Raw genomic sequence first — 23,910 nt, 5'->3', positions numbered from 1 at the left:
GCTCGCTGCAGATCCGGTAGATATCGACGCCGACGTCGTACAGCGACATCGCATTGCCGACGAACGGCACCATGTACAGGCACTGCACGAAGATTTCGAGGCCGTGATTGCCGACCGCTTCGGCGTCGGCCGAGATCAGCGTCGGCGACGTCCCGGGCGCGGGAACCGGGCTGACGATGACGCGCCGTGCTTCGGCATTCTGAAGAAGTGCCTTCGGAATCTGGCGCTGAGGGGTGGAAGGTGCGGCGGTTCCGGTCATGGTTGTTATCTGTCTAGAACGGGAAAAAACGCGAAGCGTGAATCAACGCGACACGGTGGTTTTGACGAGCGCAGGCGTGACATCGGATACCGAGGCCGTCGCACGGTTGGCAGCGGCATTCGCAACCGGCCGGCCGACCGGGTCGAGTGCGGCTCGAGCAAGCGCGGCGCCATCGCCTTTCGCGACGCCAGCCGCGGCGCCGGATATTGCCGCCCCGATAGAGGCAGCCGCATCCAGTCCCTGCTTGACTGCGTCGCTTTCCGGCACCGCCGCCGCCATCACTGCCCCGACGAGACTAGGCATCGCCTGGCCGGCATCGCGATCAACCGCCGCAAACAGCGCCGTCCCTTTCGGGTCGACCCACTTGCGCGCCTTGTCCTGAATATCGTGGTCTTCTTCGAGATACTCGACCGCGCCGCCGCCACGCGGCACATTCGCTACCGTGCCCCTGCCGTTGGCATCGAGCCGGCCCTCGCGCCACGAACCGTCCGGAAACGTCACGCGATACGGCGCGTTCCTGACCGGCTCGCCATTCGGGTACGCATGCCAGAGTTGCATGCCCGTTTGTTCCTGCTCCGGCATCAGCGGCAACGCCTGCCTCAGGGTCGCGGATGGCCCGACGCTCAATGGCCCTTTCACCCGGATCTCGCCCGCACTGCCGATCTCGACGATTCCGCCTTCGAGCTTGATATAGGCGCCGCCGCACATCAGCGTCAGCGCCTTCTGCGCATTCAGCGTCACCGCATCCGATGTGCTCGCGATCATCACGCCCTTCAGCGCCGTGAGTTCGAGCGCGTCTGCCTGCGCCTGCACGTCGACCTTGCCAGCGCCCGCGTACAGCTTCATGCCCTGCGCATTCGCATACATCGATACCGCATTGCCGGCCGCGACCGTGAAATTGCCGCCGATCGCCGCATCCGCATTGCCGCCCGTCGTCGTGAACAGATGCCCGCCGGCGGCCAGTTGCATGTGCTCGCCGCTGGTGATCGCCACACCGCGTGGCGCAGACGCGAGCAAAACAGCCGCTTCGAGATCCTTGATCTGCGACTCGAGCAATGCCTGCTGTGCGTCGCATGCGGCCACCGTTGCCCGTGCCTTCTCGACCGCTTCGGCCAGGCTGCGCATGCGGGACTTGGCCGCGTCGAGTTGCTGGCGAGCCGCCGTCATGTCGAAAGCCTGTCCGCCCGCGTTCGACTGGACATCGGCCGTCAGGAACAGCCCCTTGCCCGCACGCAGTACCCCGCGCTCGTCGGTCCTGACCTCGAACCCTTCACCGCGCGTCGCCCTCCGGCTGTCGACGAGATAGCCGAGATTGACCTGAGTCTTGCCGCCGTAGTCCGTCGACAGCTTGATGCCTTCGCGTCCTTTCCGATCCTCGAAACGAAGCTTGTTGTTGGCCCGCGTGCGGATCACGTTGCGCGTATTGAATTCGTCCCGGCTCGTCACCAGGTCGGCCGCCTGACTGTGATGATGCGCGTGCGCGATATAGGGCCGATTTGGATCGCCACCCACGAATGCAACCGCCACCTCCGTATCGACGAGCAGCGGGAAATGGAATCCTGTCTGGTTGTCACCAGCGAACGGTTTGGCAAGCCTGAGCGGCACGGATTCACCACCGGCCGCCCAGTCGTCGAAGTCGAAATCGAATCGTACGGTGTAGAGGCCAGCGCTCGTCAGATGCGCATAGGGCGAAGCATCCGGCACCGTGACGCGCGCCGACAGCGTGCCGGCGATCGCCGGCCAGCGCCGTTCGTCGAGCTTCAGGCGGAACGGCCGGCCACTGGGAATCGCGTCGAACGTGTTGATGTACGACGCATCCCGACCGCCTTCGTGACGCACGGCAATGACGACGATCCCGTGCGGCGCCTCGGCCGGCTTCTCGTCGAGCTTCGCGACGAGCCCCGGTGCGAAATCCACCACCGAACTCGTGCCGGAATACACGACCTGCCACGCAACCGCGGCTTCGTGACGCAACTGCGCTTCGCGCCGGGCTTCGTTGCCGTCCAGGTGATGCGTGCCGAAGACGTAATGCCGGCCCCACGTCGTCGGATCGTCGCGAACGATATTCACTTCGGCATTGAAGCGGTCGTAGGCCTTGTCCGGGTTGTAATCGGCAACCTTGACCGACTGCGGAATTGTTTCGCTCAGCGACTCGAGCGACAGCACGGCTTCGTGACCGGTTTCGAGACCGCTTGCCTCACGATACGGAATCACGACATCCGGACGATACGTATAGGCATCGACGTCGTCGCCGAAATGCAGTTCGTCGCCATGCTGCCCGGCACGGAAAAAGCAGAACAAGCCCGTCTGTTCCATCAGCAACCTGATGTAGTCCCAGTCGGACATCCGGTACTGCATGCGGAACGCGAGACGCGGATAGGCGCGCCGCAGCTTGAAAGAGAACTGATGGGAGCGGAATTCGTGCCGCTTCAGGATCGATTCGATGATCTCCGGCACGGACCGCTGCTGGTAGATGCGTGATGTTTCGACGAGACGCAGGCGAGCGACGAACGGCTCGACAACGATGCGATACGACACGAAATCGCGGGTCTTGCGAATCTGGCCGAATGCGGTGATGCAGCCGGCGAAAGTACGCTGGGCGTCGACGGCGCCGTCCGCTCCTGCCGGCTCGATCGCGAAGATCGCCGGGCGATTGAGATAGTCCGTACGCGCGAGCGGGGCCGGGCTGGTCAGTGTCAGGTCGATTCGATAGGGCTCGCCGAGCCGCTCGTCGAGCGCGAACGACATAATCGACAGGTCCTGCGCCCGAGGCGCCCCCGGCACCTCCAGGAAATACGACTGACGACCGGTTATCCATTGCGCGAGCGCACCCTGTGCACTTCGTTGTCGAGCCATGTTTTTCTCTCAGCCACTGATTTTTTTGTGGAAGCTGAGGGATAAAGGATGGCCACGTTCTCGTCCAGCGAATGGCAACAGTCCGCAACAATGTTCGTGGTCGACCCGGCGCTCAAGCCGGATCAACCACCCGCTCACGCCGCCTTGCGCGCCTCCGCAATCCGCTGCGGCGCCTTCGGCCGCGCATACAACCGTTCGAGATACGCGCGCAGTTGCGGGAACGGTTCGATCAGGTTGCATTCGCTCGCCCAGTCGATCAGATACGCCGTCACGCAATCGGCCACCGTCAGCGTATCGCCGACGATGAATTCACGCCCTTCGAGATGCTTGTCGAGGATCGTAGCCATCGCCTTGAAATCCTCACGCGCCAGTTCGATGTCGGCCGGCGAGCGCTTCTCGGGCGGATAGATGAACGTATGCCGCGTGATGCGCCACAGCGGCTGCTCGAGTTCCGTCACCGCGAACATGATCCATCGATAGGCCTCGGCACGCCGCGCGAGATCGGCCGGCAGCAACGCCTTCTCCGGATACTTGTCCGCGAGATACAGCACGATCGCGGCCGACTCGGGAATCACGAGGTCGCCGTCCACCAGCACGGGCACCTTCCCGGCCGGATTGAGGTGCAGGAATTCGGGCCGCTTATGCTCGCCCGCGAGCAGGTTGACGGACACGAATTCGAAATCCGCGTCCAGTTCCTTCAGCCCCCACAGCGCACGTTGCGTGCGGGCGCCGGCAAATCCGTAAAGCTTCATTGCAGTGTCTCCATCCAGAATGTCGGGAAAGGGTCCCCATGCAGGCCGCGGCGCACCGACGACGCGCGGCACCCTGCATGGTTCATGGTTGATCGTTCACATGCCGGGCACCGCGAGCACCGGCATCACGTCGATCGTGTCGCCGGGGAACAGCGTGAAATGCGGATGGCCTTCGAACAGCGCGGCAGCAGCGTCATGCGATGCGGCGCGCACGACGGTAAAGCCGCTCATCGCATTGGCGGTGTCCGTGACGCCGCCCTTGCCGACGGTCTTAGTCTTGCCGAGCGGCCCGCCGAGCTCGACGATCGCGTCACGATGCCGGTCGACCCACGCATGCCACGCGGCGATCCCTTCCCGCTCCCGTGTGCGCCGCTCCTCCTCCGGTAGCGCCATCCACGCCTTCATGGCCGGGCTCTCCTTGCTGCCGAGGAATACCGCGAGATACAACTGCTGCTGAGCACTCATGCTTCCTCCGTCCGATCGCGGGAACGGCGGGCTGCCACTCCTCGCCCTTGACAAGATAGGTTGATATCAACACAATTGCAACATGGCACGCAATGAAAAGCTTCCTTTCGAAACGACGCTGATGGTGCGCGATTGCTGCCTGTGCCTGCACATGCAGCGCGCGGCGCGCAATCTCGCGCGCATCTTCGACGATGTGCTGCGTCCGCTGGATCTCACCAACGGCCAGTTTTCGCTATTGATGTCGCTGAACCGGCCGAAACCGGCCGCGATGAAATCGGTCGCGTCGCTGCTCGCGATGGATCGCACCACCTTGACCGCCGCGTTGAAACCGCTCGAGCGACGCGGGCTGGTCACGATCGTGCAGAATCCGGACGACAAGCGCAGCCGCCTGCTCGAACTGACGTCGGCCGGCCATCGTCTGCTGGCCGACGCGTTCCCGCTGTGGCAACAGACGCACGCCGAGATCGAACAGCCGTTCGCGGCGGGAGAAGTCGATGTGTTGCGCGATCAGTTGCGCACGCTGTCGGAGGATCCAGCTACGCGCGGCTGAAGCCGCGCGCGGCCCGGCACTACCCGCGCTTCACTTCCTGCCCTTCGCGGGCATCAGCAGTTGCGCGAACTCCTGCAGGAAGCGCACGGGGCCGTGCGCGTGCAGCGCGTGCCCGCTGCTGAGCGCGCCGTCGATGACGGTCGCGAGCCGCAGCGCGTAAGTCTGCGGTTCGTCGATCCCTATCGCGCTCGCCAGTTCCGTCAGCCGGCGCCGCAATTCCTGCTTGTGCGCGACGGCGACCTTGCGGGCCGGATGATTGCCGTCCGCGTACTCCGCGGCGATGTTGATCTGCGGACAGCCGCGATAACCGGGCCGTTCGATGCGCTCGCCGATCCACTGCAACTGCGCATCCAGTTCCTCGCGCGGCGTACGCCGGTACCGCGCGGCCACCGCGTCCCAGTGCGCCCAGAAATCCGCATCCTCGCGCAGCAGAAACGCCTCGATCAGGTCGTCCTTCGTCGCGAAATGCCGATACAGGCTCGTCTTCGCGACGCCCGCCTGTGCGACGATCAAATCCACGCCGACCGCCCGCGTCCCTTCCCGATAGAACAGCGCGCTGGCCGTTTGCAGAATGCGCTCGCGCGTATCGGGCGCGCTCCCCTTCGTGTCTGTTCCCTGTTTCATCCAAGCCCGGCCGCCGAGGGCCGCCTGTCCCGCAAAAGTGCATCCGATGATAGCACCGCGGGGTTGACGACGCTACAGGTCTGTACTATAAAACAAACCGGTCTGTATCGGAGTGGATCATGGACGGTCGAATGACGGTTGCAGTGTATGGCGCCACGGGTCACACCGGGCGGTTTGTCGTCGCCGAACTGGAACGGCGCGGCCTCGGCGCGATGCGCATCGGGCGCGATGCCGCGCGGCTCGCGAAGGGCGGCAACGACGCGGCGCCGTGGCGCGTCGCATCGGTCGACGATCCGGCCGCGCTCGACGCCGCCTTGCGCGGCGCGCACGCGGTGATCAACTGCGCGGGCCCCTACCTCGATACCGCGCTGCCGCTCGCCGATGCGGCGTTGCGCGCCGGTATCCCGTATCTCGACCTGACGGCCGAGCAGCCGTCCGTTCAGACACTGACCGATCAGCGCGACGCCCGCGCACGCGCCGCCGGTGTGACGCTCGTGCCGGCCGCCGCGTTCTACGGCGGCCTGGCCGACCTGCTCGTGACGGCCGTCGTCGACCCGCACCGGCCGATCGAGCGCGTCGACGTCGCGACCGGCCTCGACAGCTGGCATCCGACGCGCGGCACGCGCGTGACCGGCGAGCGCAATCACGCGATCCGGCTGATTCAGCAGGACGGCAAGCCGACCGCGGTGCCGTCGACGGCACGCGAGCGCCGCTGGCCGTTTCCGTCACCGCTCGGCGACGTCGACGTGACACTGCTGCCGTTCTCGGAAGTGATGACACTCGCGCGTCATCTGCGCATCGATACGATCGAGTCCTGGCTCGCGACGCTCGCACTGCGCGATGTCCGCGATGCCGGCACGCCGCCGCCGCAACCGGTCGACGCGCTCGGCCGCTCGGCGCAGCAATTCGTGATGGACGCCGTCGTCGTGCAGAACGGCATCACGCATCGCGCGACCGCGTCGGGACGCGACATCTATGCGGTCAGCGCGCCGATCATCGTCGAGGCGACGGTCCGCCTGCTGAGCGGCCGTACACTGACGTCGGGCGGCGTACGCAGCCTGGGCGAACTGTTCGACGCGCGCGATTTTCTCGCGGCGCTCGACACCATCGACGTATCGTTCGATACGATCACCGATCGGCATTTCAACCGGAGGGACGAGCATGAGTCGCAATAAGAAGGAAAAAGCCGCGTATTTCCGTTCGCTTCATCGCGCGGGCGAGCCGCTCGCGCTGTTCAACGTGTGGGACGCCGGCAGCGCGCGCACGGTGGCCGACGCGGGTGGCGTCGCGCTGGCGACGGGCAGCTGGTCGGTCGCGGTCGCCAACGGGTTCGCCGACGGCGAGCAGATGCCGAAAGCGCTCGTGATGGAAGTGCTCGCGCGGATCGCGCAAGCGACCGACCTGCCCGTCACCGTCGATCTCGAAAGCGGGTACGGCGAGCGGCTGGAAGAGGTGGCCGACACGATCGCGCGCAGCATCGAGGCCGGCGCGATCGGCTGCAATCTGGAGGACAGCTTTCCGGCGACGGGCGAACTGCGCACCGTCGACGACGCGGCCGCGCGTCTCGCGGCGGCCCGGCAGGCGGCCGATCGCGCGGACATCGGCTACTTCATCAACGCGCGCACCGACGTGTTCTTCAAGGCCGCGGCCGACACGCACGACGAACGGCTTCTGGACGACGTGCTGACCCGCGCACGCGCGTACGCGGCGGCGGGCGCCGACGGCCTGTTCGTGCCGGGCCTGCAATCGCCGGCGCTGATTCGCGCGCTGACGGCCGCGTCGCCGCTGCCCGTGAACATCATGCGCGTGGCCGACACGCCGACGCTCGCCGAACTCGCGCAGTACGGCGTTGCGCGCATCAGTCACGGACCGTACCCTTACCTGCAGGCGATGAAGGCGCTTGCGGCGGTGGTGAAGCAAGGCGGCTAGCCGTTGCCCGGGGCGGACCGCGGACGATTACATCCGATGCAATCGCCGTCCCAAACTTCAGGTGTCGCGCCGCCATTCCGGCGGCGCGCATCGCACGAGCAGCGGGCCGATGCGCGATCGCGCGCGCCGGCCCGCCGCGATCCGTCACTCGGCCAGCGCCCGCGCGACGTCCACCCGCTTCGGCACGCCGGTCACGATCGTCGCGACCGCGACGGCCAGCACCGCGGCCGCGCCCAGGAACACGCCGCCCGCGCCGTTCGCGTCGAACACGACGCCGCCGGCCGCCGCGCCCGTCGCGATCGCGAGCTGGATCGCCGCGACGATCAGGCCGCCCGCGCTCTCGGCTTCATCGGGCACGGTGCGCGTGACCCACGTCGACCAGGCGACCGGCACGCCGCCGAACGCCATCCCCCACAACGCGACGAGCACCGCGTCGATCATCGGCGCTCGGCCGAGCGCGACGAGCGCGATGCCGAGCACGACCATCAGCGCCGGCATCCCGATCAGCATCGGCCGCAGCCGGTGTTCGAGCACGCGGCCCGCGAGCGACGTGCCGACGAAGTTCGCGATCCCGTAGCCGAGCAGGATCGCCGACAGCCCGTTCACGCCGACGCCGGCGACCTGTTCGAGGAACGGCCGCAGATACGTGAAGAACGCGAAATGCCCGGTGAACACGAGGATCGTCGCGAACATTCCGAGGCCGACGGTCGGCCGACGCAGCACGTCGACGAGCGTGCGCAGCCGCGTCGTGCCGCTCGGCGGCATCGACGGCAGCGTCATCACCTGCGACACGAACGCGACGCCGCCGAGCCCGGCCGCGATCAGGAACACGTTGCGCCAGCCGATCAGGTGCCCGAAGTAGCTGCCCATCGGCGCCGACGCGATCGTCGCGACCGCCACGCCGCTGAAGATGATCGACAGCGCGCGCGGCACCATCGCAGTCGGCACGAGCCGCATCGCGGTGGCCGTCGCCATCGTCCAGAAACCGCCGAGCGCGACGCCGAGCACGACGCGGCCGATCAGCAGCGTCGTCAGGTCGGGCGCGAACGCGACCGCGAGATTCGATGCGACGAGCAGCAAGGAGAACGCGAGCAGCACGCGCCGGCGGTCGATCGTGCGCGTCAGCGCCGAGATCAGCAGGCTGGTGACGAGCGCGACCGTCGCGGTGGCCGTGACGGCCTGGCCGGCCACGCCTTCGGTCACGCCGAGGCTGTCGGCCATCGGCGTGAGCAGGCTCGCGGGCAGGAATTCGGCGGTGACGAGGCCGAACACGCCGAGCGTCATCGCGAAGACGGCACCCCAGGCCGGGGCGCGGGGAGCCGCCGGGGCGGCGGCAGAGGAGATTCCGGGGTTCATGCGTCGTTCCGAGTGATATAGGGAAAATACTGATGACGGCCTATCGTAGGGAACCACGGCAGGACGGTCTATGACATACAATCCGTTCTTGTTGATCGATCGTCCGAATCTCAAAATGGCCGAGCCCCTGCTTCCCCCCGTGCCCGACGTGCACGACCTCGTCAGCGAGTTGCTGCTGGGCATGCGCCTGAGCGGCGTGCAGTACCGCCGGATCCAGGTGCCGCGGCCGTTCGGGCTGAGCTTCGGCCATGCGCCGGGCCGCGCGCAGTTCCATTTCGTCGGGCGCGGGCCCGTGCTGCTGCGCGACGCGGCCGGCACGATGGTGCGGCTCGAGGCCGGCGACGCGATCCTGCTGCCGCACGGCCGCACGCATGCGCTGGTGTCCGATCCGGATGCGCCGTGCCGCGAGATCGGCGGGTTCGAGGTCGCGAAGATCTGCGACACGGTCGCGTCGGTGGCCGCGACGTCGTGCGCCCCGGCGGAGCCGGCCGCCGGCGACGCGCTGATCTTCAGCGCGTGCATGGAGCTCGATCTCGGCGGCATGCAGCCGCTCGTCGGGACGATGCCGGAGTTCATGCACGTCGGCACGCTGCTCGCGCGCTACCCGGAAATCCGTCCGATGCTCGACGCGATGGAGCGCGAATCATGCGCCGAACGCGCGGGCTTCGCGGGCATCCTCGCGCGGCTCGCCGACGTGGTCGCCGCGTTCATCGTGCGCGGCTGGGTCGAGTGCGGATGCGGCGACGCAACGGGCTGGGTGCAGGCGCTGCGCGAACCGAAGCTCGGCCGCGCGATCGTCGCGTTGCATCGCGATCCGGGGCGCAACTGGAGCGTGTCGGAACTGGCCGCCGAAGCGGGCGTGTCACGCTCGGTGTTCGCGGAGCGCTTTCTCGCGGCCACCGGGATGACGCCCGTGCGCTACCTGACCGAGCTGCGGATGCGGCTCGCCGCGCAGTGGATCGCACGCGACCGCGAGACGATCGAGGCCGTTGCGTACCGGCTCGGCTACGGGTCGCTCGCCGCGTTCAGCCGGGCGTTCAAGCGCGTGGTCGGACGGCCGCCGGGCGCGGTGCGCGCGGAAGGCGACACGCACGCCGACGTGTAACGCGTCACATACAACGCGGGCCTGGGCGAACACCTGTCGAGTCGCCCCGGCTTCGCTCGCTCCGTCTTCGCCTGCGTCGACTCCGCTCAGCCGCTGCGTGCTTCAAGCCGATCGACCAACGCGGTCGCGCAGCGCACGGCCAGCGCCGCGCACTGTTGCGCATCCACCGGCGCGCCGCTCATCATCGCGCCCTGCACGATCCGGCCCAGCAATTCCTTCGACAGGTCGGCGATTTCCTCTTCCCGCTTCGTCATGTTCGTCTCCCGCGCGTCGGCCGAGTCCGGCCGCGCGTCCGATCGTGCCGAGCGCCGCATGCGCCGCGCCCGGCGTTCAACGTTGCCTTGCCCGCACGACGATCTGCGCCTGCGTGTCGCGCTCGATGCGTTCGAGCGACGCGCGCAGCGCCGTGAACTCGTCGGGCGTGCAGACCTGCCGGCCGAACGTCGCCGTCATCCGGCGCGTGACCTGCACGACGTGCGCGGCCGCATCGAATACGTAGTGCGACGTGAAGTCGACGAAGCGGTCGTGCACGGCCGTATCGGTCGGCAGGTCGGTCACCGCAACGCCGGCCGGCAGCGCGATCTGGCCGGTCTCGTCGAACGTGCCGCCGAGACATACCCACGGCTGCGTGCGCACCGGTTCGGCCAGCCACCCCTCGACCTGCGTCGCGATGCCGCCCGTGACGCTCGACAGCGCGGGCACGGCGGTCGTGCCGTCCGGCCACACGACGTGATCGAGCGTGCCGTCATACGTCACGTCGAACGGCCCGTCCGTCGCGCGGCGATCGCCGGTCGAGATCCGTGCGCGGCCCCGCAAGCCGCTTTGCCGCAGGCGTTCGTTCGCGAGCTGCCGCACGCGCTCGGGCGGCGCGCGGCGAAACAGCGTGCGTTCGAGCTCCGCGGTCCAGCCGTCGTCCACGACGAGCGCGTGAAACCGCGCGGCGCCCGGTTGCGCCGCATCGATCTCCACGCGCGCGGTGCGGCGCTTCGGCTGCGTGGCCGGCGTGCGCGACAGCACGCCGGAGTCGACGAGCAGCGCCGGCCGGTCCATCACGATCGGCGGTAGATAGCCGAACGCGATGCCGCTCGTCGTGGTGTCCGCGTAGAGGCCGAGACCGGGCAGCCACGTGATCGCATGATTGATCGCGCCGCCGCCGTAGCCGGGCACGGAGGGCAGCGTGTACACGGAGCCGAGGTTGATCAGCACCGGTTCGCTGCGGATGCCGACCGCCGCGAGCAACGCGCCGAACAGCGCGACGTGGTCCTTGCAGTCGCCGTAGCGGTTGCGCAGGATGTCCGTCACGCGATGCGGCGCGGCGGCCGTCTCGCCGAGAAAAAGCGCGACGTAACGCACGTTCGCCTGCACCCAGTCATACAGGAGGCGCGCCTTGTCGTGCGGATCGGCGGCGTCGGCGGTGAGCGCGCGCGCCAGCTGCACGACGGCCGGATCGTTCGCGCCCGGATCGACGGCCGCGTTGCGGTAGCGCCCGGCGAACGCCGCATAGTCGGGCAGCGTGGACACCACGAGCCGGTCGCCGTAGGTCGGATAGCCGACCGAGCCGCTCTCGATCCGGTCGTACGCGCCGTGCCGGTAATCGAACGTATAGCGCGTGCGGCCGTTCGCCGTGACAGGCGGCAGCGCGACGTAGCCGCGCGCGTCCGCATGCAGCGGCATGTCCGCCGGCACGTCGAAGATCAGCCGCTGGTTCTCCACCGGCTCGCGCGACGGTTCGACGTAGTAGCCGAAGTAACCGGCGTTGACGGGCTTCGTGCGCGCCTTGCGGAACGCGATGCGCGTGCTCGACCCGGCCTCGACGCCGGGAAACACGACGGTGCGCAGCAGGCCGTCCTGGAAGGTCGGCGCGCCGGCCGAACGCGGCTCCTGGACGTCGCGGATGCCGTCGGGCCCGACCGGATGCGCGACGCCGCCGCGATCGATCGTCTCGGCCGCGACCAGGTCGACCTTCTCCAGGTTCTTGTCGAACCAGACGTAGCGCTGCGCGATCGCGTCGATCCCGTTCGCATCGTTCGCGCGCAGTGTCGAATCGTCTTCCTCGTCGAGCGAGCCGTCGTGCTGTATCACGAATACGTGGACATCGCTGACGAGCGTGACAGGCGCTTCGTCACCCGAATCGGCCAACGCGGGACGCGCGAGCGCGGCAACGGCGGCGGCCACCGCGAACGCGGCGGCGCCGTGCGGCAGGCGGCCGGTCGGTCGGAACGGAAAACGCACCACGTCGAAGCTCTCCGCGCGTTCGTGTTCATGTCGGGATGCGACGGGCACGCATCCGCGCGCCGCGCCCCGTCGTTCAACCCAGTGTGGTTGACGTGCCCGCGAGCGTCAAGCCGCGGCGCGGCCGGCCGCGCGGGCACGCACGATGCGGGGGGAAAGCGCCGCACGCGTGATGCAGGCCGGCGGTCGTACTTTCACGATCCGCTCCGTGTACGACCGCTTTTTATATCATGTTGTGACACATAATTCAGACAGTGAAAACGTGCGTGCGACGTCGCCGAAACGAATGACGATCCCGCGAATTCGACACGCCTGCATGGGGAAGGAGACAACATGCTGATCAACAACGATTTCGAAATCGGTTATCTAGTGATCGCGTTCGCGCTGCTGGGCGTGATCCTGATCGGGGCGCTGCTCATGGCGCTGCATCTCGAGCGGTGGCATCCGAAGCTGGTCGGCGCCGCGATCGGCGCGCTGCTCGGGATCGCGCTGATCGAAGCGATGCCGATGCTGACGTGAATGCGGCCCGGCCCTCGTTCGTGCGCCGCGCGCCTGCTGCCACGTGCGCGTTCGCGGCGCGGGGTCGGAACGCCCGCCGCCCGTGAAGGGAATCAGAAATGGAGTCGGCGCTCTGTCTGACCTACCATCAATATGAGATCCGCGCGGGCGCGCGGGTCGATCCGGTGGCCGGCGAAGGCCTCCCGCTCGGCGCGGTACCCGCCGCTCGCCGTCGTGTGCCGGCGCGATGCCGGCGGGCCGGCACGACGCGCATCTGCTCTCCCCCGGCCACCACGTGTTCCGCAACGACGCGGATGCGGTCCGGGTCGCGATCGCACTGGCCAAGCGCTTCATCGATACGAAGCTCACCGGCCTCGTGATGCCCATGCCGACCGGCTGACGCCGGCCGATGGCATCCATCGCTCCCCAACCTGCCGGAGGCGACATGGAAAACGGTATCGTCGCGATCATCCTGCTGCTCGCGGTCCTCATGTTCGCGGTGCTGTTCTTCGCGGAGCAGCGCAGCCGCGAGCGCATACGTGACCGGCTCCTGCACCGGACGTCGCGGCGCTCGGAACGCTCGCATACGCACCACCATTCGTAAGCGGAAAGCGCCCCGCGCAAAAAAACGGCCGACGGTATGGCGTCTTGCGACGCCACGCAGTCGGCCTTGCAGCGGAGGTCCGGTTCCCGGGCAGCCGGCGCGCGTCGCGCGCCTACACACCCCACATCACGTGCCGGCCCTGTTCGTGGGCCGCACGCATCATGTCCAGCAGCGGCCACGCGCGTTGCGCGAGCCCGCCCGCATGCGGCGGCAGTTCCGTGCGCAGCGCCTGTGTTGAACGCTCATGCGCGCTTTCCCGCACCACGTCATCCCTGATCGCCTGCTCGAGCCGCGCGATCGCGCCCGGCAATTCGTCAGTGGAAATCACCCCGCGAACGTCGAGCTCCTTGCCGACGAGTCCCAGCAGGTACTGCGCCAGATCGCGCAACATCGCGATGTCCGGTGCGGCGGATGACCGAAACGTGACCATCATCGTCATTTGTTCCCTCGTCTTCGCGAGACTGTGCGGCGCTAGCCGCCGTCGGTGTCGCGGCAAGGCCTGCAGCCATCCCCCGTTCTCCTGAACCGGACGTTCGCCCGGCACCCTGCGCGTATCGCGCGGCCGGTTCGTTTGCGGCGTAGAGGCCGGATGGCACGAAGGCCTATTTCTATTTTATGTAACGCCGTGATGCATTCAAGCCCGCGGCGCGAGAGTGGCCGTATGTGTGTGTCGCGAGATCGATGCATCAGCAGCAATCGCCAACGCGCTTGCCGCGCTCCTGTTCGCGCGCACAGGCCAGCGCGATCTTCCGCGTGGTGCCCGCGCAGCTCCCGTTCGTGATCGTGCAGTCGACGTTGTCGCGCTGCACGCGCGACTCCCTCGTCTTGCGCAGGTTCTTCGCGTCCGCGTCGGTCAGGCACGGGTCCGGCATCGGGTCAGCGCGTTGCGGCAGCGGCTTGGCCGTTCAGCGTGTACGCGATTTCGTCATGCCGGACGTCGTGTTCATCGGCCCGCAGTCGCCGTTTCGCCCGCACCGCTACCCGACGTTCATCGGCAACAGCACCATCTGCCTGCCCTCGACATGCAGTCGCGCCTGCAGTTCGACCGGCGTCTGGTTGTGGAGCCACGCGGTCATGAAATTCACGCGCCGGAAGATCAGCTTGCTCGCGAAGCACACGGCATTCGGATACGCATCGAGCGTCGACGACGCGAGGTTCATGAATTCGACCACCGGGTTGGTGCCGAATGCGATCCGGTAGTCGGCCGCGATGCCGTTGCGGCGGCAGTGTGCGACGTAGTAGTCGAGCGCCTCGGTGATCGTGTGACGCAGCCGCTCGAGATGCTCGTGCCCGTCGTACGCCTTCGCGTCGACCTCGCCCACCGCGAGGAAGATCACGTTGCGGAAGTGCCCCGGAAACAACCGATTGACCCACAGCAGCGCGTGCATGCTGGCACCGCGATGCTTGCCGACCAGCAGCACGGCCGTCGGCTGCGACGGATCGGGCCGGCCGGGCGCGGCGGCCTCGTCGACTTCCGGCGGCGCTCCCGAGAACAGCGCATCTTCCTTCGCGAGCTGCGCACGCGTGTACGCGTAGTGGCGGTTGATCATGATGCACAGCGCGATCACCGCGCTCGTCACGAGCACCGTGAGCCAACCGCCGGCGGTGAATTTCTCGATCAGCGTGATGACGAGCACGGTCGCCGTCACGCTGAACCCGAGTGCCGACAGAAAGAAGTGCTTGAACCAGCCGCGCTCGCTGCGATGGCGCCACCAGTACGTGCACAGCCCGAGCAGCGACAAGCTGAACGTGAGAAATACGTTGATGCTGTACAGCACGACCAGCACGTCGACGCTGCCGTGCGTCCACAGCAGGATCAGGAGGCCCGACAGGCCGACGACCACGATGCCGTTCTGCCGCACGAGGCGTGTCGACAGGTCGCGGAAATGGCGCGGCACCCACGAGTCCGACGCCATGTTCGACAGCACGGCCGGCCCGTCGAGGAACCCCGTCTGCGCGCCGACCAGCAGCAGCCCGGCCTCGAACGCGAGCACGGCCGCGAGCAGCGCGTGGCGTGCGAAAGCGGAGCCGAGCCCGAGATGGTCGATCACGCTGCCGAACACGACCGCGTTGAGCGTCTGCCCGTCGACGGGCCGCGCGTGCCACAGCATGTACAGCAGGATGATGCCGCCGGCCGTGAACGCGAGCGACGTCGACATGTACCACATCGTCACCTTGCCGTTCGGCACGCGCGGATCGGCGAGCATGTTCACGTTGTTCGACACGGCCTCGAGGCCCGTATAGGTGCCGCCGCCGAGCGAGAACGCGCGCATCAGCAGCGCGAGCATCACGAACACACCGAGCGATTGCGACATCCCGTGCGCCTCGTGCACGGCGTCGGGCACGACCGTCGCGAGGTTGCCGCCGTGCACCGCGACGCCATACACGATCAGCCCGAAATGCAGCACGACGAAGCCGATGAAGATCGGCAGCATCACCATGATCGATTCGCGCATCCCGCGGAAGTTGAGCCCCGTCATCAGCAGGATCAGCACGATCTCGGTGGCGAGCTTGAACGCCTGCGCACTGACCGGCAGCAGGCTGAAGAACGCGTCGACGCCGCTCGCGAGCGACGTCGCGACGGTCAGCACGTAGTCGACCAGCAGCGCAGCGCCCGACACGAGGCCCGGCTTCGAGCCGAGCAGCGACGTCGCGACGCGATAGCCGCCGCCGCCGGTCGGGAACAGTTCGATCACCTGATTGTAGCCAAGCGCAATGATGAACACGGTCGCGGCCGTGGCGAGCGCCAGGAACAGCGCGAGCGGCGTGTGGTGCGCGAGCGCGAGGAATGCCTCCTCCGGGCCGTAGCACGACGACGACAGGCCGTCGGCGCCGAGCCCGACCCAGGCCAGCAACGGCGTCACGGCGATCGCATGGCGCGTGCGCGGATCGAGCGGGTCCAGCGGCTTGCCGACGAGCAGCTGCCACATCTTCTGGAGTGCGGTCATGGTCCCCTCCCGGAGCGCCGGGCGCGGCGGCGTCATCCTCTAACGCTAGCCGACACCCGGCCGCCGCACCAGTCCGCACATTCCATGAGACGCGATCGACGGCGCGGCGTCGCTTTCAGCGCGTAAGCGACCGACACGCCACACGTCTCCCCGGACGGCGTGCCCGCGCCGATCGTCATCGCCTCGTCACACTGCCTCGCCTCACCGCCTCCCCCCATGTTCTCCCGCCGAGCGATCGCATCGATCCGGTCGCTCGCACGGTTCGCATCGAACGCGCTGCCCTTCCGCGTCCCGGTCGTGCGTTGTTCCCCGCATTTCGGCTTTTGTGTGCGCGCAACAATGGCGGTGCCTCGCGGCCGGCGGCGTGCGGGGGCATTTGTCCACGGCGCCGGCCGCGGTGCTCTTTGCAAAACCACATTTCACGAGGACCTACCATGCAACTCCAATCTCATCCGGCGTGCCGTCCGTTTTACGAAGCAGGTGAACTCACGCAACTGACCGCGTTCTACGAAGAAGGCCGCAACGTCATGTGGATGATGCTGCGATCGGAGCCGCGGCCGTGCTTCAACCAGCAACTCGTCACCGACATCATCCATCTCGCGCGCGTCGCACGCGACTCCGGCCTGCCGTTCGACTTCTGGGTGACGGGTTCGCTCGTGCCCGAGCTGTTCAACGTCGGCGGCGACCTGAGCTTCTTCGTCGACGCGATCCGCAGCGGCCGCCGCGATCAGTTGATGGCCTACGCACGCTCGTGCATCGACGGCGTGTACGAGATCTACACGGGCTTCGGCACCGGTGCGATCTCGATCGCGATGGTCGAGGGCAGCGCGCTGGGCGGCGGCTTCGAAGCCGCCCTCGCGCACCACTACATGCTCGCGCAGAAGGGCGCAAAGCTCGGCTTTCCCGAGATCGCGTTCAACCTGTTCCCGGGCATGGGCGGCTACTCGCTGGTCGCGCGCAAGGCGGACCGCGGGCTCGCGGAATCGCTGATCTCGTCCGGCGAGGCGCATGCGGCCGAGTGGTACGAGGATCGCGGGCTGGTCGACCAGACGTTCGAGCCGGGCGACGCGTATCTCGCGACGCGCACCTTCATCGACGTGACGAAGCCGAAGCTGAACGGCATCCGCGCGATGCTGCGCGCACGCGAGCGCGTGTTCCAGATCACGCGTTCCGAGCTGATGGACATCACCGAGGAATGGGTTCACGCGGCGTTCACGATCGAGCCGAAGGATCTCGCGTACATGGAACGCCTGGTGATGCTGCAGAACCGGCGCGTGTCGAAGCTGCGCACGGTGTGACGTGAGTGGCGCGCGCCGCCGCGTAGCGGGCGGCGCGCCGTCTTGCGGGGAGGCTCAGGCGATCAGCCTGAGCTTTCTCGTTTCCGCGAGCCAGGCCTCGAACGCCTGGGCCGGCATCGGCCGCGCGAAGTAGAAACCCTGCGCGTGGTCGACGTCGATCTGCTTGAGGAAATCCGCTTCCCCATGCGTCTCGACGCCTTCGGCGACGACCGAGAAACTCAGCGCCCGCGCGAGCGACACGACCGAGCGCACCAGCGCCTGCGAGCGCGGGTTGCGGTCGATGCCCGTGATGAAGCTGCGATCGAGCTTGATCGAATCGAGCGGCAGCCGTGACAGCTGCGACAGCGACGAATAACCGGTGCCGAAATCGTCGAGGTGAATCTTCGCGCCGAGTTCGCGGAACTCCTTCATCAGCTCGTGCGCCGATTCTTCGTCCTCGATGAAGCTGCTTTCGGTGAGCTCGATGTCGACGAGGCTCGGCTTCAGCCCCGCACCGGCGAGAATCGACGCGAACTGATGGACGATGTTCATGTCCTGCAGTTGCCGGGCGGACACGTTCACCGCGATCCGCACGTCGAGCCCCTTCGCCTTCCATGCGGCGGCCTGTGCAGCCGCGGTGCGCATCACCCAGCGTCCGAGCGGCGCGATCAGCCCCGACTCCTCCGCGAAGTGGATGAACTCGACCGGCGCGACGAGCCCGCGATCGGGCGACTGCCAGCGGATCAGCGCCTCGACGGCGTGCACGTCGCCGGTCGCGAGGTCGATGACCGGCTGGTAGTGCAGCACGAACTGCTCCTCCTCGAGCGCCTTGCGCAGGTTCGTGTCGAGCCACATGTACATCGCGACCTTCTGGTTCATCTCCAGCGAGAACACGCGATACGTATGCTTGCCTTCTTCCTTCGCGACATACATCGCGGTGTCGGCGCTGCGGATCAGCGTTTCGAGCGAATCGCCGTGCTGCGGATACATCGCGATGCCGATCGAGCAGCTCGTGTAGACCTCCATCAGCCCGAGGTGGATCGGCGTGCGCAGCCGTTCGAGGATGATCTGCGCGGTCGCTTCGAGCAGCGGCCGCGTGCCGTGCTCGAACAGCACCAGGAACTCGTCGCCGCCGAGCCGCGCGAGCGTCGCACCGGACGGCAGGCAGCCGCTGATGATCGTGGACACGTCCTGCAGCAGGCGGTCGCCGGTGATGTGCCCGTAGTGATCGTTGACGCGCTTGAAGTTGTCGAGATCGAGGAACAGGATGCCGACCTGGCCGCGCATGTCGGTACGATCCGCGGCCAGCGCCGCGCCGATGCGCTCGCTGATCGCGTGGCGGTTCGGCAGGCCGGTCAGCATGTCGGTGTTCGCGAGTTCGCTGAGCCGCAGCTGCGCGTTGCGCTCCTCGGTCACGTCGATGCCCGAGCAGATCAGGTACTGCTCGTCGATGCCGCTGCCGCTCTGCACGAACTTGTTGCGGAACTGGAACAGGCGCGGGCCGTTGACCGTGTTGATGTAGCGCTCGACCGCGAACGAACGGTTGCTCGCGAAAAAGCCGGTGATGTTGGTGCGCGACTGCGCGCCCTGCTCGGGGCTCATGAACAGCTCGAACGCGCTGCGGCCGATCACGTCGACCTCGCGCTTGCCCGTCACCTCCTCGCACAGGCGATTGAAGCGCTGCACCATGCCGTTGCGGTCGAGGATCACGACGAGCGAATTCACTTCGGACACGACCTGCTCGGCGAACGCGAGCCCATGCGAGAGGTCGCTCGCAACCGACTGGGTATCGGAATAGGCGGAGGCCGTGCCGGCCCAGTTCGAGGTATCGACCTTCCGGCCGACCAGATGAAGGCTGACCGTGTCGCCGAACAGCGCAAGGTCGAGCACGAGATGCGACGTGACGCCGGTGAGCGCGCGGATCCGCGCGGCCTGTTCGCTGGTCAGCGCCACCGCGACGTTGGTCAAGCCGCGAACGGCGGCCAGCTCCAGCGCATTGCTGTCGCTGCCGAGACGCCAGCAGGGGCTGCGCGTACCGACGTGCGCTTCAAGCACCGCGCTATCGTTTTCGTCATCCATGGACACGCCCCGATCCAGAAAAAACGCACAGTGTAGACGGAGGCGAGCTGGCCGCTCCCGATCCCCCGGCGCGCAGCGCGCGTACCCGGCGGGGCAGTCGTGACGGCCCTGACAGCGGCCCTCGTTCCGTAATTGTTTCCAACCAATGCGACCCGGCGTTTGCGCATGTCGCGCACAGGTTTTTCCAAACGAATGATGGAACCCATCTTATCAAATGACAATCAAGAATGGCACTCACATTCGGAAGGGGGTGTCAAGGAATCGGGACTCGATTGGCACAGCAGCTTTTTCGTGATTGGCGGGATGTGCGCGGGCCGGCGCAGGGCCCCGAAGCCGGCCGGCAGGATCAGCCGAGAACCCCGCCGGACGGGCGTTTGCGGGAAATTTCGATCGCCCCGCACCGCTCGGCCATAACGCATTCCGCGGGGGTCGGATCGCATTGAGCCGAGCGTGGAAGCGCGGAATTTCCATTTCCGTTTATGCGGGAATGCGCGTCTTTATTCCCATACGCGTGGCAATATCGCGCCGATCGATGCAAGTGAATATATCGTCGGCGCGCACCGGCATTGCCGCGCCCATGAATGGAACCGGTACGATCGCCCCGCCGCGACGCGCGAAAACCGTCCGGCGGGCACGCCGCCGCACCACTTCCGCACCGTTGCGGGGCGCCGCTCAGCCCGCCGCGCCGTAACCGCCGCCGCCCGGCGTTTCGACGACGAACACGTCGCCCGGCGCCATCTGCGCGCGGCCGATATGCTCGAGCGTCTCGACCGTGCCGTCGGCCCGCTCGATCGTGTTGCGGCCGAGCGCGCCGGCCTCGCCGCCCGCCGCGCCGAACGGCGCATGGATCCGGTTGTTCGACAGGATCGACGCGGTCATCGGCTCGAGGAAGCGGATCCGCCGAACCGCGCCGTCGCCGCCGCGCCAACGCCCGCCGCCACCGGAGCCCGCGCGCAGCCGGTGCGAGTCGAGCCGCACCGGGTAGCGCCATTCGAGCACTTCCGGGTCGGTCAGGCGCGAGTTCGTCATGTGCGTCTGCACCGCGCCGACGCCCGCGAAGCCCTCACCCGCGCCGCTGCCGCCCGCGATCGTCTCGTAGTACTGGTACTGAGCGTTACCGAATGTGAAGTTATTCATCGTCCCCTGGCTCGACGCGACGCCGCCGAGCGCGCCGTACAGCGCATTGGTGATCGCCGACGACGTCTCGACGTTGCCCGACACGACCGCCGCCGGATACTCGGGGTTCAGCATCGAGCGCGCCGGCACGATCACCGTCAGCGGCTTCAGGCAGCCGGCGTTCAACGGGATGTCGTCGCCGACCAGCGTACGGAACACGTACAGCACCGCGGCCATGCAGACGGCCTTCGGCGCGTTGAAGTTGTTGTCGAGCTGCGCGGAGGTACCGGTGAAATCGATCTCGGCGCGCCGCGCCGCGCGATCCACGCGGATCGCGACGCGAATCTCCGCGCCGTTGTCGAGCGGATAGCGGTACGCGCCGTCCTGCAGCGCGCCGATCACGCGCCGCACCGCCTCTTCCGCGTTGTCCTGCACGTGCCCCATGAACGCGAGCACGACGTCGCGGCCGAACTGGGCGACCATCCGCCGCAGCTCGTCGACGCCCTTCTGGTTCGCGGCGACCTGCGCCCGCAGGTCGGCCATGTTCTGCTCGACGTTGCGCGCCGGGTAGCGGCCCGACGCGAGCAGCGCGCGCGTGTCCGCATCACGCAGCACGCCGGCCGACACGAGCTGCCAGTTGTCGATCAGCACGCCCTCTTCGTCGATGTGCGTCGAATCGGGCGGCATCGAGCCCGGCGTCGTGCCGCCGATGTCCGCGTGATGGCCGCGCGAGCCGACGTAGAACAGCGGCGTGTCCGAGCCGTCCGCGAACACCGGCGTGATGACGGTGACGTCGGGCAGGTGCGTGCCGCCGTGATACGGGTCGTTCAGCATGAACACGTCGCCGTCGCGCATGCGGCCGCGGTTGCGCTCGATCACCGTGCGAATGCTCTCGCCCATCGATCCCAGGTGCACGGGCATGTGCGGCGCGTTCGCGATCAGGTTGCCGTCGCCGTCGAAGATCGCGCACGAGAAGTCGAGCCGCTCCTTGATGTTCACCGAGTACGCGGTGTTCTGCAGCCGCAGCCCCATCTGCTCGGCGATCGACATGAACAGGTTGTTGAAGATCTCGAGCCGCACCGGATCGGCGTCGGTGCCGAGCGAGCGGCGCGTCGGCAGCGGCGTCGTGCGCGTCAGCACGAGGTTGCCCTGCGCGGTCATCCGCGCGCGCCAGCCGGGTTCGACGACGGTCGTGCCGTTCTTCTCCGCGACGATCGCCGGGCCGTCGATCGTGTCGCCGGCGAGCAGCGTGTCGCGCACGTACAGCGCCGCGTCGTGCCATTGGCCGCCGGATTGGAACCGCACGGCGCTGTGGGCCTGCGGCGCTGCCCCCTCGTCGCGCGGCACGAGCGGCGCGATCTCGACGGGCGCATCGGAGCGGCCGATCGCCTCGACCGAGGCCAGTTCGGCGACCAGCGGCGTGCCGGGCATCAGGAACGCGTAACGCTGCCGGTACGCGGCTTCGAACGCCTGCTGCATCGCGGCGACGCTGCCGGCCGGCACGTCGAGCGCGGAATCGGTGCCCTGGTAGCGCAGATGCACGCGCCGCTCGGTCGCGATGCGTTCCGGCGGCACGCCCTGTTCGAGCAGCGCGCCGACCGCGTCGTCGGTCAGCCGGTCGAGCGTCGCGTTCAGCGCCGGCAGCGACGCGTCCGACAGCACGGCCTCCACCGCGCGCTCGCGCATCGCGGTCTGGTCGGCGAGACCCATCCCGTAGGCGGACAGCACGCCCGCGAGCGGATGCGCGAACACCTGCGTCATCCCGAGCGCATCGGCCACGCCGCACGCGTGCTGGCCGCCCGCGCCGCCGAAGGTCGTCAGCACGTAGCCCGACACGTCGTGGCCGCGCTGCACCGAGATCTTCTTGATCGCGTTCGCCATGCTGCCGATCGCGATCTCCAGGAATCCTTCGGCCAGCGCCTCGGGCGTCTCGCGCCGCCCGGTCGCGGCGTGGATCTCGTCGGCGAGCGCCGCGAATTTCGCGGCGACGCCGTCGCGGTCGAGCGGTTGGTCCGCGTGCGGGCCGAACACGCGCGGGAAATGATCGGGCTGGATCTTGCCGAGCATCACGTTGCAGTCGGTCACGGTCAGCGGGCCGCCGCGCCGGTACGCGGCCGGCCCCGGGTTCGCACCGGCCGATTCGGGCCCGACGCGCAGCCGCGCGCCGTCGAAGCCGAGCACCGAGCCGCCGCCGGCCGCGACCGTGTGGATGCTCATCATCGGCGCGCGCATCCGCACGCCGGCCACCTGCGTCTCGAACACGCGCTCGAATTCGCCGTTGTAGTGCGACACGTCGGTCGACGTGCCGCCCATGTCGAAGCCGATCACGCGGTCGAAGCCGGCCGCGCGCGCGGCGCGCACCATCCCGACGATGCCGCCGGCCGGGCCGGACAGGATCGCGTCCTTGCCCTGGAACGCATCGGCGCGCGTCAGGCCGCCGCTGCTCTGCATGAACTGCAGGTTCACGCCGGGCATCTCGTGCGCGACCTGCTCGACATAGCGGCGCAGGATCGGCGACAGGTACGCGTCGACCACGGTCGTGTCGCCGCGCGACACCATCTTCATCAGTGGCGACACCTCGTGCGACACGGACACCTGCGTGAAGCCGATCCGGCGTGCGAGTTCGGCCAGCGCGCGCTCGTGCGCGGTGTAGCGATAGCCGTGGATCAGCACGATGGCCAGCGCCTGCACGCCCGAGTCGAACACGCGGCGCAGCTCGGTTTCCGCGCCTTGCACGTCGAGCGGCACGACGACGTCGCCGTGCGCGCCGATCCGCTCGTCGACCTCGACGACGGTCTCGTACAGCGCATCGGGCAGCACGATGTCGAGATCGAACAGGCGCGGCCGGTTCTGATAGGCGATGCGCAGCACGTCGCGAAAGCCGCGCGTCGTCGCGAGCGCGGTGCGTTCGCCCTTGCGTTCGAGCAGCGCGTTGGTTGCGACCGTCGTGCCCATCTTCACCATGTCGACGCGTTCGGGCGTGATCGGCTCGCCGTCGGGCAGGCCGAGCAGGTGGCGGATGCCGGCCACGGCCGCATCGCGATACTGCTCGGGATTCTCCGACAGCAGCTTGTGCGTGACGAGCGCGCCGTCGGGCCGGCGCGCGACGATGTCGGTGAAGGTGCCGCCGCGGTCGATCCAGAATTGCCAGCGCGCGGCGTCGGAGGAAACGGGGAAAGTGTGTCGGTCAGTCATGGCGATGAACTCGATGCGTCGTTGAAGCGAAGGACGAGCGCCGCCGCACGGCGCGCGTCGCGCGC

At 67.9% G+C, this 23,910-nt stretch carries 20 protein-coding genes and 1 pseudogene; 8 read left to right on the top strand and 13 right to left on the bottom strand.

Features of this window, described 5'->3' with window-relative positions; genetic code table 11:
* From F3J14_RS17490 to F3J14_RS17475, 4 genes are all read right to left on the bottom strand, one after another.
* On the bottom strand, nucleotides 1-259 hold a 259-nt coding region (locus F3J14_RS17490; RefSeq protein WP_166724065.1), incomplete at its 3' end, for a hypothetical protein.
* 42 nt (nucleotides 260-301) lie between these two features.
* Complete coding sequence (gene vgrG, locus F3J14_RS17485; RefSeq protein ID WP_247682236.1) at nucleotides 302-3,115, bottom strand: type VI secretion system Vgr family protein; 2,814 nt, start codon at nucleotides 3,113-3,115, stop codon at nucleotides 302-304.
* A gap of 134 nt (nucleotides 3,116-3,249) precedes the next feature.
* Nucleotides 3,250-3,867: a glutathione S-transferase family protein gene (locus F3J14_RS17480; RefSeq protein WP_166724064.1), complete on the bottom strand. Its 618-nt coding sequence runs from the start codon at nucleotides 3,865-3,867 to the stop codon at nucleotides 3,250-3,252.
* Between the two features lie 96 nt (nucleotides 3,868-3,963).
* The gene (locus F3J14_RS17475) at nucleotides 3,964-4,332 is read right to left on the bottom strand and encodes a YciI family protein (protein WP_166724063.1); all 369 of its coding nucleotides are present in this window, start codon (nucleotides 4,330-4,332) and stop codon (nucleotides 3,964-3,966) included.
* Between the two features lie 82 nt (nucleotides 4,333-4,414).
* Between F3J14_RS17475 and F3J14_RS17470 the strand changes: the two genes are divergently transcribed.
* The gene (locus F3J14_RS17470) at nucleotides 4,415-4,882 is read left to right on the top strand and encodes a MarR family transcriptional regulator (protein ID WP_166724062.1); all 468 of its coding nucleotides are present in this window, start codon (nucleotides 4,415-4,417) and stop codon (nucleotides 4,880-4,882) included.
* Between the two features lie 30 nt (nucleotides 4,883-4,912).
* Here the strand turns inward: F3J14_RS17470 and F3J14_RS17465 are convergent, their stop codons facing one another.
* Entirely contained in the window at nucleotides 4,913-5,506 is a 594-nt protein-coding gene (locus tag F3J14_RS17465; protein ID WP_166724061.1) for a TetR/AcrR family transcriptional regulator, read from the bottom strand.
* 119 nt (nucleotides 5,507-5,625) lie between these two features.
* On the opposite strand from F3J14_RS17465, the gene F3J14_RS17460 reads away from it, so the two are divergent.
* Nucleotides 5,626-6,681, top strand: coding sequence for a saccharopine dehydrogenase NADP-binding domain-containing protein (locus F3J14_RS17460; RefSeq protein WP_166724060.1), 1,056 nt, complete (start codon nucleotides 5,626-5,628; stop codon nucleotides 6,679-6,681).
* Complete coding sequence (locus tag F3J14_RS17455; protein WP_166724059.1) at nucleotides 6,668-7,435, top strand: isocitrate lyase/phosphoenolpyruvate mutase family protein; 768 nt, start codon at nucleotides 6,668-6,670, stop codon at nucleotides 7,433-7,435. The genes F3J14_RS17460 and F3J14_RS17455 overlap by 14 nt, the downstream gene beginning before the upstream one ends.
* A 144-nt stretch (nucleotides 7,436-7,579) precedes the next feature.
* Here F3J14_RS17455 and F3J14_RS17450 read toward each other — a convergent pair whose 3' ends face one another.
* Nucleotides 7,580-8,791, bottom strand: a complete 1,212-nt coding sequence (locus tag F3J14_RS17450) for an MFS transporter (protein ID WP_166724058.1) — start codon at nucleotides 8,789-8,791, stop codon at nucleotides 7,580-7,582.
* Nucleotides 8,792-8,861: 70 nt separating this feature from the next.
* On the opposite strand from F3J14_RS17450, the gene F3J14_RS17445 reads away from it, so the two are divergent.
* Nucleotides 8,862-9,896, top strand: a complete 1,035-nt coding sequence (locus tag F3J14_RS17445) for an AraC family transcriptional regulator (protein ID WP_166724057.1) — start codon at nucleotides 8,862-8,864, stop codon at nucleotides 9,894-9,896.
* A gap of 86 nt (nucleotides 9,897-9,982) precedes the next feature.
* Here the strand turns inward: F3J14_RS17445 and F3J14_RS17440 are convergent, their stop codons facing one another.
* The gene (locus tag F3J14_RS17440; protein ID WP_165752471.1) at nucleotides 9,983-10,150 is read right to left on the bottom strand and encodes a hypothetical protein; all 168 of its coding nucleotides are present in this window, start codon (nucleotides 10,148-10,150) and stop codon (nucleotides 9,983-9,985) included.
* A 76-nt stretch (nucleotides 10,151-10,226) separates the two neighbouring features.
* A complete protein-coding gene (locus tag F3J14_RS17435; protein ID WP_166724056.1) occupies nucleotides 10,227-12,131 on the bottom strand; it encodes a DUF3857 and transglutaminase domain-containing protein in 1,905 nt (634 codons plus the stop codon).
* A 330-nt stretch (nucleotides 12,132-12,461) separates the two neighbouring features.
* On the opposite strand from F3J14_RS17435, the gene F3J14_RS17430 reads away from it, so the two are divergent.
* The 3 genes and pseudogenes from F3J14_RS17430 (at nucleotide 12,462) to F3J14_RS17420 (ending at nucleotide 13,230) form a co-directional block, all read left to right on the top strand.
* Nucleotides 12,462-12,647: a hypothetical protein gene (locus tag F3J14_RS17430; RefSeq protein WP_166724055.1), complete on the top strand. Its 186-nt coding sequence runs from the start codon at nucleotides 12,462-12,464 to the stop codon at nucleotides 12,645-12,647.
* 98 nt (nucleotides 12,648-12,745) lie between these two features.
* A pseudogene (locus tag F3J14_RS36210) lies at nucleotides 12,746-13,026 on the top strand (hypothetical protein).
* Nucleotides 13,027-13,071: 45 nt separating this feature from the next.
* Nucleotides 13,072-13,230, top strand: coding sequence for a hypothetical protein (locus F3J14_RS17420; RefSeq protein ID WP_166724054.1), 159 nt, complete (start codon nucleotides 13,072-13,074; stop codon nucleotides 13,228-13,230).
* 112 nt (nucleotides 13,231-13,342) lie between these two features.
* On the opposite strand, the gene F3J14_RS17415 is transcribed toward F3J14_RS17420, so the two are convergent.
* The 3 genes from F3J14_RS17415 to F3J14_RS17405 form a co-directional block, all read right to left on the bottom strand.
* The gene (locus F3J14_RS17415) at nucleotides 13,343-13,663 is read right to left on the bottom strand and encodes a DUF1840 domain-containing protein (RefSeq protein ID WP_166724066.1); all 321 of its coding nucleotides are present in this window, start codon (nucleotides 13,661-13,663) and stop codon (nucleotides 13,343-13,345) included.
* 253 nt (nucleotides 13,664-13,916) lie between these two features.
* Nucleotides 13,917-14,102, bottom strand: a complete 186-nt coding sequence (locus F3J14_RS17410) for a hypothetical protein (RefSeq protein WP_166724053.1) — start codon at nucleotides 14,100-14,102, stop codon at nucleotides 13,917-13,919.
* Between the two features lie 105 nt (nucleotides 14,103-14,207).
* Nucleotides 14,208-16,178, bottom strand: coding sequence for an APC family permease (locus F3J14_RS17405; protein WP_166724052.1), 1,971 nt, complete (start codon nucleotides 16,176-16,178; stop codon nucleotides 14,208-14,210).
* A 434-nt stretch (nucleotides 16,179-16,612) separates the two neighbouring features.
* On the opposite strand from F3J14_RS17405, the gene F3J14_RS17400 reads away from it, so the two are divergent.
* Complete coding sequence (locus F3J14_RS17400; RefSeq protein ID WP_166724051.1) at nucleotides 16,613-17,476, top strand: crotonase/enoyl-CoA hydratase family protein; 864 nt, start codon at nucleotides 16,613-16,615, stop codon at nucleotides 17,474-17,476.
* A gap of 54 nt (nucleotides 17,477-17,530) precedes the next feature.
* Here F3J14_RS17400 and pdeR read toward each other — a convergent pair whose 3' ends face one another.
* Nucleotides 17,531-19,534: a cyclic di-GMP phosphodiesterase gene (gene pdeR, locus F3J14_RS17395; protein WP_166724050.1), complete on the bottom strand. Its 2,004-nt coding sequence runs from the start codon at nucleotides 19,532-19,534 to the stop codon at nucleotides 17,531-17,533.
* Nucleotides 19,535-20,206: 672 nt separating this feature from the next.
* Nucleotides 20,207-23,845 (bottom strand): hydantoinase B/oxoprolinase family protein, encoded by a 3,639-nt coding sequence (locus F3J14_RS17390; protein WP_166724049.1) that lies wholly within the window; start codon nucleotides 23,843-23,845, stop codon nucleotides 20,207-20,209.
* Nucleotides 23,846-23,910: the final 65 nt, after the last annotated feature.

This window comes from Burkholderia sp. Tr-862, from assembly GCF_011753085.1.
GTDB lineage: Bacteria > Pseudomonadota > Gammaproteobacteria > Burkholderiales > Burkholderiaceae > Burkholderia > Burkholderia ambifaria.
The sequence above is the reverse complement of the archived record's forward strand: the minus strand, read 5'-3'. Positions and strand labels throughout refer to the sequence as shown.